We start from the raw sequence: 10,552 nt of genomic DNA, 5'->3' as shown, positions 1-10,552 counted from the left end.
TCCTTGCTCACACCTAACTTTGAGCAGTTACGCAGGAATAGCTATGACAGTTTCAAGGATTGAAAATGAGGAGTTATCATTTCTAGTCGAAAGGTTGCAGGGCATTGTTGATTTCGGTAAAGACTTGCCGGCGAATATTTTTGTAGAGAATGACCTTTCGTTCTGGTTTTTCGAGAGGCCGTTGCTTTGTCATGTTGATGCGTTAGCGGATTTTATCTCGGCGGCTATTGCTGATGTAGGGCTTGGCGTGTATCTGAAGTTTTCAGGAGTGGAGGAATTTGCGGGTTCTTGCTATTTTTTCGATGGGAAAAATATCGGCGAAGATGTTTTTTGGGTGGGTGAGAGATTTGATGATTTTTTTGGCGGAGAGGTTGGATATCCAATAGTTCTTTGTAATAAAGACTGTGATTGGGTGGCCTTTGAAAGTTCGTTTGAAGAACTTGGTGTGATTGCGGTGCGAAAATGTTTTTTGTCAAGGGCGGTTTTTGAGTGTTTAGATAATAACTTTATTTCGATGGATGATCTGGTTGAAATGAAGTCTGGTTCTTCGGCGGAGAGTATTATCGCAAATGCATTTCTTTTGTCCTATGTGAGTGGGCGATAGGGGCGTGGTCGTTGTGCTGGAGTCCTGGGTTGTTTTTTCGAGGTGTACGACGGGAGAGGTGCAGCGCCTATCAGATTGAGCGCCGCCCGCGCGGCGCATCGCGGATGAATCCGCTCCTACATTTGTTGCAACGTGGCCATGATAGATAGGCCATGGTTGTTCGCCTTGTTGGCACGACGCAATTTATCGGCTGGCGCCGCCGCCACCCCACCTGTCTCAAGCCTTGCGCCAAGGCTGGCAACCATGGCCTCACAGATGCGGCACGTTGCAACCGATGTAGGAGCGGATTCATCCGCGATGCGCCGCGCGGGCGGCGCTCGATCTCATAGGCGCTGCAAGGCCGACGGCGAGCACCTGGCCGCCAATACGCGGTCAAAAAACCTGCGTCCAAAGGCCTCGAACGAGCAAGCTGTAAGAATGATCTTCAGACTTTCCTGATTCCATGTAGTCCATTTCCCATTCAAGCTTTCACGGCCTTTTCGCAGTTGTTCTGGCCTGCCGCATTCCTTAGTCTCGCCCAGTCGTTGCCAATTCAACGACCGGGTGTGCAAGCCCGTACAGGTACAGCGCGAAAGCGCCTTGTGAACCTGTCGCTATCTGCGACAAGGGTTCTTCAATGGCGGCTATGCGTTGGGAGACCTTCGGGTCTGCCGGGTTCCTGTATCCTCGGTCTTGCACCCCCGCGCATAGCTGCCACCTATTCGAGTGCAAGCGGATTTCGGCAGTTTTCCCATGACGGTACAGGAGTGCTGAACCATGCTGAAAATAGTGCCCGATCCACCCCAAGCCTTACCCTGGGAGGTTCACCCATGAGCCTCGACCCCCGCAATAAAACCCACCCCCCACGCCCCACCACGGCCCACGCCCATTTCGGCACCTGTAACGACGCCCACCCACCCATGTTCTCGGTACACGCCGGTATCGACGGCGAGGATGCGCTGGTATGTGCCGTGGCCGCGCTGCGGGCGGCCTATGAAACCAATGCGATGGCCTTGGAAAGGGCGGGCGAGCCGCTGCGCAGCCTGCTGGTGGCGACGGAGAACTCCCTGGAGAAGGGGCTGGCGCTGTCGTCGGCGGTGCTCGACGGGATAGAGCGCGGCCAGTGCTGAAGTCCGTTCGCCGGCAAGCCGGCTCCTACATCAGAAGTATTTGGCTCTCGTTGTAGGAGCCGGCTTGCCGGCGAATGGGCTTACGATGTTTGCACTGGGGCCGCTATCAACGCGCCTGCAGCACTTCGCGAAACACATCCGGCCGCGAGGCGGCAATATGCAGCAAGGAGCGGGCAGCCCCTGAAGGTTTGCGCCTGCCTTGCTCCCATTCTTGCAAGGTGCGTACAGAGACCCCCAACAGTTCGGCAAACCGAGACTGTGACAACCCGGTTCTGCTTCGCGCTTCGGCGGCTGGGGTCAACTCGACCTGGTGAACGGCGCCATGGTGCCCGGCTTTGACATCAAGGATGGATTGAAGCAACTCGGCGCCGATATCGCGTTTGCTGTCTCGCCGCAGCAGGTCTTTCTCAGTCAGGGGCATGGTTCAGTTCCTTCGCGATCTTGCGCAGCACATGCGCGGGAATGTTGTCTGTGGCGCCCTTGCCATAGATGAGCAGCACGACCAGGGCGCCACTTGCGAGCTGAGCTGTGTAGATAATCCTGACAGCGCCTTGCTTGCCTCGGCCGTCCAAGCTCCAGCGAACTTTGCGACACCCTCCCGATCCTGGCACGACCGCTCCGGCTTCCGGTTCGTTGGCAAGGTAGTGCATGAAGGCGCCGTGTTCGTCCAGGCTCCAGTAGTCTGGCCACTGCTTTGAGAAAAGTGGGGCCTCAATGATTGTCAGCATACCGCATCCCTACGTCTTTGACGTGGGGATGTTGATGCCAATGACCCTGGTTCATAAAGCGGCTGCTTGTATCGAGAGGTTGCTTGCGAAGGTGCCTTTGGCTTGTCGACAACCAGCCTTGCCCGTAGCATCCGCAACCCCGCCCATGGCCTTTCGGGATTGAAGGCCGGCTATAGGACCAAGGAAGAATGTTGCCGCTGTTTTCACGCCTGCTGTTGCACACCCTGGCCTGCGTGGCCTTCCCCTTTCTGCTCCAGCTAGGCTTCGACCTTTACCGGGCGCACGTCGGCCCGCCGGTGGCGCGTGGCGTCGGTGTCGGCCTGGCCACGATGCTGGTGTTCTACACGTTCATCTTCTTCAACCTGCTGATGGTGGCCATCCCGCGGGCGGCGGTCCGTTATGGGTTGGCGCTGTTGCTGGTGCTGGTGGTGCTGGTCTACTTCAACCCTTTGCACCCGATACGCGCGCTGGGGTTCGCCGCGTTGTGCGGGGGGCTGTGCCTGGTGGCGATTGTGTTGACGCCTTGGGGTACCCGGTTGTTGCGGTTGCTCTGCAGGCGAGGCGGGCGTTTGGCTTGATCAATCCGCTGAATTGCCTTGAAGCAGGCACAGCGGTGGGTGGCACCGGCTTTGCCGGTGTTCGCCGGCAAGGCCGGCTCCTACAGGTGGGGGTTCGGTTGCAGTAGCACGCCTTGTTGATCGAGCCACTGTTCGAAGCATTCGAAGGTGGCGATGGCGGCGTCGACCGATTGGGCCTGGGTGCTGACGCTCGCCTCGGCCAGCCGTTGCAGGAATGCCCGCCAGTTCGCGCCCGTCGCGGGGCCATACACATCGAGGAAGGCAGCACCGCTGTCGGCGTCGATGCCCAGGCGCTCGGCCATGGCGCGCTTGAGCACCTGGCCACCGAGGGTGGAGCCTTCGAGCACGTACATCACGCCCAGGGCGCAGGCTTCGCTGTCGATGCGGGGCAACGTCGGGCACAGGGGCAGGGCATCGATGTCATGGCGGGCGAGGTTCAGGGCATGCAGGTCCTGGACCAGGGCCGGTGCCTTGCGCCGCTCGGCGCCCTGGTAGCCGGTCAGCGCGGCATCCAGTGGCGCGTGGAAGCCGTGGTAGGCCTCGATCAGGCGGCGGTAGGCCGGCAGGTCGAAGCCTGCGCTGAAGAACGGCAGGCGCTGTTCCAACCCTTTGTGGCAGGTGCGGGTGCCCTCGCGCAGGGCGAGCAGCAGGGGGCTGGTGGTATCGGGCATCGGGCGGCTCTGGCAAGGGCGATGGGCACGATACTGCCAGAAGCCAGCGGCTGTTCACCACTTCCGCTTGCAGGCTTATATCGCTTGCACTCTGCCATGCATCTGCAATCATTGCCCGCCTTCGATGTGGGGCATTCACGAGCAATACAGGGACGCAGCATGCGGCGTGCAACAAGATGGAACTGGTTGGCCGTGGCACTGCTGCCGGGCCTGGTGATGGCGGCGCCCGAGCCGGTGCCGCTGTACCGCGAGATCAAGGACTGGGTGGTGGGGTGCGACAACACGCGCTTCTGTACCGCAGTGCTGGCGGATGCCGCGCAGGGCATGCGCGTTTCCATCCGGGTGCAGCGCGCAGCGGGCGCTGAGGGGGCCTTGCACCTCACGCTTGGCGGCAGCGCCAAGTGGGTGGCCGATCCATTGCTCGATGGCCAGCCGTTGATGGCCGCCTGGCGCAAGACCCGCAACTACGCCGCCACCACCCTGCAACTCGACGACGCCGATGCCTATGCCGCGCTGCGGCAGATGCGCGATGCTCAGCGGCTGGAGGAAGACACCGAGGGCATGGCCCGCGTGGGGTCGCTGCAGGGCCTGAGCGCGGCCTTGTTGCTGATCGACTCGGTGCAGGGGCGCATCGGCCACCCCAGCGCCCTGGTGCGCCCTGGCGATGCGCCGGACGAAGCCTTGCCGCCTGCGCCAGAAGCCGCCGCGCTGCCGCCCTTCGTTGCGCCGAGCCCCTTGAACGATGAGGAGCGGGCCGGCATCACCGCCGTGGTGATGGCCAAGGCGGGCGCCGAGAACCAACTGAAAAACGAATACGATGTGCCGCCCGCGCTCGAAGTGCATGCGCTGGATGCGGCGTATGCCCTGGCGCTGCTCAGCTACAACTGCAACGACGCCAATTGCCAGTACGCGTTGTACCAGGTGTCGCGGGCGGCGCCGCATACGCTTGCCCCGCTGGCCTTCGAGGCGCCTGCCAGCCCGCTGCTGAACACGCCAATGCGCGACGAGATCGGCTTCTTCGCAGCCGAAGGCCGGTTGTACGGCATGGCCAAGGACGACTACCAAGGGTCGTGCGGGGTGGAGGAATACTGGCGCTTCGACGGCCAGCGCATGCGCCTGACCCACCTGGCGCGGATGGACCGTTGCGTCTGGCTTGGCCCGGACGACTGGCCGGTGCTGTGGCGCAACGAAGGCTGAACCCGATGACTACAGGAAGACCCTGCATGCAATGGAGCAAACACCGGGCCGCGGCCCTGCTGGCACTGATGGCGCCCCTGGCTGTGCTAGCCGAGGAGCCTCAGGCGCCGCTGGACGCGGCGCCGCAGTACCGGCAGATCAAGGACTGGGCCGTCGGCTGCGACAACAGGCGCGCCTGCACCGCCTTGCTGGCGATCGATGATGAACTGATGAGCGGGCTGCACACCATCGTGCGCCGCGAGGCGGGGGCGCAGGGCAAGCTCGAGCTCACCCTGCGGGTGGGGCCGGCCTATGCAGACCAGGTGCTGCTCGATGGCCAGCCACTGGCGATCAAATGGCAGAAGCTGCAGAGCGATTACGATTTCGACCTGCGTCTTGAGGGTGATGCGGCACTGGCGCTGCTGCGTCAACTGCGCAATGGCGCACGGCTGAGCGCGCTCACCGAGGATGGCGAGCTGGTCGCCTCGTTGCAGGGGCTCAGTGGCGCGCTGCTGGCGATCGATGCCACACAGGGGCGGGTCGGGCATGCCGACGCATTGGTGCGGGTGGGGGAGGCGCCCGCTGCCGGCGTGCCGGATGCACCGCCCGTGGTGCGCTTGCCACGCTACAGTGCGGCCCCTGCCCTGGACGATGGCCACCGTCAGGAAATGGGCGATGCGGTGCTGCGCTGGGCGACTGAGCAGGGGGTGATGGAGGATAGCCGCTACAACAACCTGGAGCTGCATCCGCTGGATGAAGCCCATGCCCTGGGGATCCTCAGCACAAGCTGCAGCGGAGAGTTCTGCGCCAACTACCTGTACCGGGTGTCGCGCACTGCACCTTATCAGGTCAGCGAGCTGAGTGTCGAGGCACCGGTCCCGCTGCTGACACCCAACCTGAGTGGTTTCATGGCCTTCGACGCGCAAACGGGCCAGCTGTATGCCACCGACAAGAGCTTGCTCGAACGCGGCTGTGGCCTGGTGCAACACTGGCGCTACGACGGGGCGGTCATGCGCCCGGAGCGGGTGGCCAGGCTGGACCGTTGCGGGTATGTGAAACCGGAATTCTGGCCGGTGCTGTGGCGAGCCGAGGGCTAGCCTCGGGGCGGTGGGGCCGCTGTGCGGCCCTTTTGCGGCACAAGGCCGCTCCTACAAGGCACAGCGGTCTCCTGTAGGAGCGGCCTTGTGCCGCGAAAGGGCTGCGCAGCAGCCCCGAATCAGAACGCCAGCTTGTAGCCGATCAGCAGCAACATGGTCGCCAGGCATGGCCGCAGCACGCGGTCGGAGATGCGCCCGGTCAGGTGGCTGCCCAGGTAGATCCCCGGCAGCGACCCCAGCAGCAGGTAGCCCAGCAGCGACCAGTCCATGTTGCCCATGCCGGCATGGCCCAGGCCGGCGACCAGGGTCAGCGGCACGGCGTGGGCGATCTCGGTGCCGACCAGGCGGCGGGTGACCAGGAACGGATAGAGCAGGAACAGCGCCACGGTGCCGAGGGCGCCGGCACCGATGGAGGTGAGGGTGACCATCACCCCGAGGACCACGCCGGTGATCACGGTGAGGATGTTCAGGCTGCGGTCGCTGAGGTGGTAGTGGTCGCCGGCGTGCTTGCTGGCGAAGGCCTGCAGGCGCGACTTGAACAGGATCGCCAGGGCGGTGAGGATCAATACCACCGCCAGGCCTTGCTTGATGATGGCGTTCAGCGCCGAGGTATCGGTGTGCAGGGTGCTGAGGAACCACAGGGTGAGGGCGGCGGCGGGCACGCTGCCCAGGCTCAGCCAGCCGGTGATCTTCCAGTCGATGTTCTTGTTGCGCCCGTGCACCCAGACGCCACTGGCCTTGGTGATGGCGGCATAGAGCAGGTCGGTGCCCACGGCGGTGGCCGGGTTGATGCCGAACCACAGCAGGATCGGGGTCATCAGCGAACCGCCACCAACGCCGGTCATGCCGACGATGAAGCCCACTACCAGCCCGGCAATGGTGAAACCGAAAGAACCTACATCCATACGCTACTCGACTGCCCAGCTTGCCCGTGATCGGATGCTTGCCAGCATATAGATTTTTTTATAGCCAAATAGACTTGTTCGTTATTAGGTTATAACCGCCGGCCTTTTCAAAAGGGGCGACGGGCGTGTTGCAATGTCGATGAGTTCGAATGCTGTTCCCGGTACGTTTCATCCCATCCTGAAAGGAGTGTTCCATGAGCAATGACATCCAGCGTTTTCCCAGCAGCCTGCCGTTTCCGTTTTCCCGCGCGGTGAAGGCTGGAGGGTTCCTGTTCCTCTCCGGGCAGATTCCGATGAATGCGGCCGGCGAGGTGGTCAAGGGCGATATTCAGGAACAGACCCGCGCGGCCTGTGAGCGGATCGGCGAAAGCCTGGCGGCCTGCGGGGCGCGCTTCGACCAGGTGGTGAAGTGCACAGTGTGGCTGTCGGACATGAGCCATTTCGCCGGTTTCAACGAGGTGTACAAGACGTTCTTCGGCGCGGCGTTGCCGGTGCGCTCCACGGTGGCCTCGGCGTTGGCCCTGGGCGTGGATGTGGAGATCGAGGTACAGGCGTTCGTCGGGCAGGAATGAAAGCGTCGCCGTCGTAGGCGGGCGGGGGATGGGCTGGTGCGGCGGGGTAGGGGAGATTGCGGTGGCCTGGGCGGCCGGTTCGCCGGCAAGCCGGCTCCTACGGTGTTTTGCGTAACGCCCGTAGGAGCCGGCTTGCCGGCGAAGAGTACGACTTAGATACGGAAGCTGCCCACCAGCTGCTTCAGGCGCCCGGCCTGCTGGCTCAGGGCGTCGCAGTGGCGCAGGGTCTCGTTGAGGTTTTCCACGCCTTGCTGGTTGAGGGCGTTGATCTGGGTGATGTCCAGGTTCAGGCTCTCGACCACGGCGGTCTGCTCTTCGGTGGCGGTGGCCACCGACTGGTTCATGCCATCGATCTCGCCGATGCGCTGGGTGACGCTGGCCAGGCGCACGCCGGCCTGGTTGGCCACCTGCACGGTCTGCTCGCTCGAGACCTGGCTGGTGTTCATGGTGTGCACCGCTTCACGCGAGCCCACCTGCAGGCTGGTGATCATGCGGTGGATCTCTTCGGCCGACTCCTGGGTACGGTGGGCCAGGTTGCGCACTTCGTCGGCGACCACGGCGAAGCCACGGCCGGCTTCACCGGCACGGGCAGCCTCGATGGCGGCGTTGAGCGCCAGCAGGTTGGTCTGCTGGGAGATGCCCTTGATCACGTCGAGGATCTTGCCGATCTCGTCGGTGCTGGCGTTGAGGGTCTCGATCTGCTCGCAGGACTCGCTGATGCGCTGGGACAGCGCGGTCATGGCGCTGATGGCCTCTTCGACCACTTCGCGGCCACCGTTGGCCTGCTCGCTGGCGCCACTGGCGTGCTGCGAGGCATCGGCGGCGTTGCGGGCGATTTCCTGGGTGGCGGCACCCAGTTCGTTGATCGCCGCGGCGACGCTGTTGGTGCGCATGCTCTGCTCTTCGGAGCCGCTCAGCGAAGCGTTGGAGGCGCCCACCACTTTCTCCGACAGGTCATGCACCAGGCGGGTGGCCGACGACACTTCGCTGATCGAGGCGTGGATACGCTCGACGAAGCGGTTGAACGAGGTGGCCAGCTCGCCGAACTCGTCCTTCTGCTCCACGACCAGGCGGCGGGTCAGGTCGCCTTCGCCTTCGGCGATGTCCTGCATGGCACGGCCCATGGTGGTCAGCGGGCGCATCAGCACCGGGATCAGCAGGCCCAGCAGGCCGGCGATGACGGCCACGGCGATGAGCATGGCGATGATCGCCGAGGTGCGGAACTGGCTCAGTGGTGCGTAGGCTTTTTCTTTGTCGATCGACAGGCCGATGTACCACTGCGCCGACGGCAGGCCTTCCACCGGGGCGAAGGAGATGATGCGGTCCTTGCCGTCGAGGCTGACTTCCTGGATGCCGGGCTCGACACGCAGTGGGCTGCCTGGGTAGATGTCCTTCAGGTTTTTCATCACCCGAGTCTTGTCAGGGCTGACGATGACCTGGCCATTGCGGTCGACCAGGAAGGCATGGCCGATACCGCCGAAGTCCACGGCGTTGATGATGTCGACCAGGGTGTTCAGGCTCAGGTCGCCGCCGACCACGCCGATCAGCTCACCGCTGGACTTGGCCTTGACCGGCATGGCGATGGTCACCACCAGGCCACCCACCGCGGCCTGGTAGGGCGGGGTCAGCATGGTCTGGTTGGCGGCCACGGCCTGGCTGTACCAGGGGCGCTGACGCGGGTCGTAGCCGTCAGGCATCTTGGCGTCGGGGCGCTGGGTGAACAGGCCGGTGCTCTGGCCGAAGTAGGTGAACTGGAAGTTGCTGGTGTACGACGGCTGGTCGACCAGGCCGGGTACGTTGTTGCCGGCGCCTTGCTGGGCGATGTCCTGGGCGAGGTTTTCCAGCACCAGGATGCGCCCGCTCATCCAGTTCTGCACGCTGCTGGCGGTCTGCAGGCCGGCCTGGCGTACCGAGGCCTCGATGTTCTGGCGGATGGTGTTGCGCTGCAGGTAGTCGTTGTAGAGCGTGAACAATGCAAATGCCAGGACGACGACGCCGCAGGCACTGAGCAGGATCTTGTGGCGGAATTTCAGGTTCATGTTTCGAGACCTTGATTCAGTGAAGGGAGGGCGCCGCATGCTTGTGGCATGAGTGACGGGGCCTGTTTTCACGGTATCGGCCGTTTGCGCAAAATGTTGAAAGACTAAATGTCGCAGTGCTTGGCAGATTTCCCATCACTCGATGACAAATCATTTCGAGGCCAGCAGCGTCACCAACGTCCTGGCCGCTTGCCCGAGCGGCTGTTGCTTGAGCCAGAGGGCATGCACCGGTAATTCGAGGGCGTTGTGGGTGTTGCGAAAGCCCAGGCGCACCAGGTGCCCGGCGCTGATCAGCGGAGCCACCCGCGACAGCGGCAGGTCGCCCCAGCCAAGCCCGGCTTCGACCATCTGCAGGGCCAGGTCGAAACTGTCGGTGCGCCAGTGCGAGGTGCCGATCAATGAGCGCGGGTCGGCCAGGGGCAGGTCACGGCTGCGCACCAGGATCTGGCGCAGGTTGACCAGGTCCTCGAGATCGCGGATGCGGCCTTCTAGGTAGGCCGGGTGCCGGGGTGACAAGATGGCCACCAGCGATTCCATGGCGATGTACTGGAAGCTGCGCCGTGCATCCACCTGCAGGCCGGCGAAGGCCAAGCACAGGTTGACCCGGCCGCTGTCGAGCAGTTGCAGGGCTTCTTCCTGCGGGGCGCAGAGCAGTTCGATGTCGAGCAGCGGATGGCGTTCGCCCAGCCGGGCGATGGCATTGATCAGTGGTTGTTGGTCGATGTCCGGCACCACGGCGATGGCCAGGCTGCTTTCCAGGCCCCGGGACAGCTCCAGGGCGTGGACCTCCAGCAACCCCAGCTGTTCGGCGATCAACCGGGCGTGAGGTTCCAGGGCCAGGGCCTGGGCGGTGGGGCGAGCTTCGCGCGGGCCGCGATCAAAAAGGGTATAGCCCAGCTCTGCCTCGAGGTTGCCGATGGCCATGCTCACCGCTGACGGTACACGCCCCAATGCCCGGGCGGCAGCGGAAAACGAGCCGCGATCCAGCACGGCGAGGAACAGCTGGATGGTATCGCTGGAGAAATTCACGGGTAATCCTGGAAATGGCTGATATCAGTAAAGCTGATGGCTGC

The 10,552-nt window shown here is 63.3% G+C and carries 12 protein-coding genes and 1 pseudogene; 6 read left to right on the top strand and 7 right to left on the bottom strand.

Going from position 1 to position 10,552, the window contains the following annotated elements:
• Together NGM28_RS19055 and NGM28_RS19050 are read left to right on the top strand one after the other, a co-directional pair.
• A partial coding sequence (locus NGM28_RS19055) for a hypothetical protein (protein ID WP_252091115.1) occupies window positions 1–604 on the top strand: 604 nt, incomplete at its 5' end.
• 809 nt (window positions 605–1,413) lie between these two features.
• Window positions 1,414–1,713 (top strand): hypothetical protein, encoded by a 300-nt coding sequence (locus NGM28_RS19050; protein WP_252091114.1) that lies wholly within the window; start codon window positions 1,414–1,416, stop codon window positions 1,711–1,713.
• Window positions 1,714–1,819: 106 nt separating this feature from the next.
• Here NGM28_RS19050 and NGM28_RS19045 read toward each other — a convergent pair whose 3' ends face one another.
• Window positions 1,820–2,134, bottom strand: a complete 315-nt coding sequence (locus NGM28_RS19045; RefSeq protein ID WP_252091113.1) for a helix-turn-helix domain-containing protein — start codon at window positions 2,132–2,134, stop codon at window positions 1,820–1,822.
• Window positions 2,121–2,441, bottom strand: coding sequence for a transcriptional regulator (locus NGM28_RS19040; protein ID WP_252091112.1), 321 nt, complete (start codon window positions 2,439–2,441; stop codon window positions 2,121–2,123). The genes NGM28_RS19045 and NGM28_RS19040 overlap by 14 nt, the downstream gene beginning before the upstream one ends.
• Before the next feature lie 188 nt (window positions 2,442–2,629).
• Here NGM28_RS19040 and NGM28_RS19035 point away from each other — a divergent pair, with 188 nt between their 5' ends.
• On the top strand, window positions 2,630–3,019 hold the full coding sequence (locus NGM28_RS19035) for a hypothetical protein (RefSeq protein WP_252091111.1): 390 nt from the start codon (window positions 2,630–2,632) through the stop codon (window positions 3,017–3,019).
• Between the two features lie 80 nt (window positions 3,020–3,099).
• Here NGM28_RS19035 and NGM28_RS19030 read toward each other — a convergent pair whose 3' ends face one another.
• The gene (locus NGM28_RS19030; RefSeq protein WP_252091110.1) at window positions 3,100–3,690 is read right to left on the bottom strand and encodes a biliverdin-producing heme oxygenase; all 591 of its coding nucleotides are present in this window, start codon (window positions 3,688–3,690) and stop codon (window positions 3,100–3,102) included.
• 159 nt (window positions 3,691–3,849) lie between these two features.
• On the opposite strand from NGM28_RS19030, the gene NGM28_RS19025 reads away from it, so the two are divergent.
• Both NGM28_RS19025 and NGM28_RS19020 read left to right on the top strand, forming a co-directional pair.
• On the top strand, window positions 3,850–4,887 hold the full coding sequence (locus NGM28_RS19025) for a DUF1176 domain-containing protein (protein ID WP_240065010.1): 1,038 nt from the start codon (window positions 3,850–3,852) through the stop codon (window positions 4,885–4,887).
• A gap of 26 nt (window positions 4,888–4,913) precedes the next feature.
• The gene (locus NGM28_RS19020; protein ID WP_252091109.1) at window positions 4,914–5,963 is read left to right on the top strand and encodes a DUF1176 domain-containing protein; all 1,050 of its coding nucleotides are present in this window, start codon (window positions 4,914–4,916) and stop codon (window positions 5,961–5,963) included.
• Between the two features lie 119 nt (window positions 5,964–6,082).
• Here the strand turns inward: NGM28_RS19020 and NGM28_RS19015 are convergent, their stop codons facing one another.
• The gene (locus NGM28_RS19015; RefSeq protein WP_213660337.1) at window positions 6,083–6,868 is read right to left on the bottom strand and encodes a sulfite exporter TauE/SafE family protein; all 786 of its coding nucleotides are present in this window, start codon (window positions 6,866–6,868) and stop codon (window positions 6,083–6,085) included.
• Window positions 6,869–7,062: 194 nt separating this feature from the next.
• Between NGM28_RS19015 and NGM28_RS19010 the strand changes: the two genes are divergently transcribed.
• Window positions 7,063–7,440, top strand: a complete 378-nt coding sequence (locus NGM28_RS19010; RefSeq protein WP_062359526.1) for a RidA family protein — start codon at window positions 7,063–7,065, stop codon at window positions 7,438–7,440.
• A gap of 152 nt (window positions 7,441–7,592) precedes the next feature.
• On the opposite strand, the gene NGM28_RS29025 is transcribed toward NGM28_RS19010, so the two are convergent.
• From NGM28_RS29025 to NGM28_RS19000, 3 genes and pseudogenes are all read right to left on the bottom strand, one after another.
• A complete protein-coding gene (locus NGM28_RS29025; RefSeq protein WP_430624205.1) occupies window positions 7,593–8,333 on the bottom strand; it encodes a methyl-accepting chemotaxis protein in 741 nt (246 codons plus the stop codon).
• A gap of 114 nt (window positions 8,334–8,447) precedes the next feature.
• Window positions 8,448–9,479, bottom strand: a pseudogene (locus NGM28_RS29020) (HAMP domain-containing protein); the annotation flags it as partial.
• Between the two features lie 150 nt (window positions 9,480–9,629).
• Entirely contained in the window at window positions 9,630–10,508 is an 879-nt protein-coding gene (locus tag NGM28_RS19000) for a LysR family transcriptional regulator (RefSeq protein WP_240065007.1), read from the bottom strand.
• Window positions 10,509–10,552 lie beyond the last annotated feature (44 nt).

The sequence above is a fragment of the Pseudomonas sp. MWU13-3659 genome (assembly GCF_023757525.1).
GTDB lineage: Bacteria > Pseudomonadota > Gammaproteobacteria > Pseudomonadales > Pseudomonadaceae > Aquipseudomonas > Aquipseudomonas entomophila_E.
The sequence above is the reverse complement of the archived record's forward strand: the minus strand, read 5'-3'. Positions and strand labels throughout refer to the sequence as shown.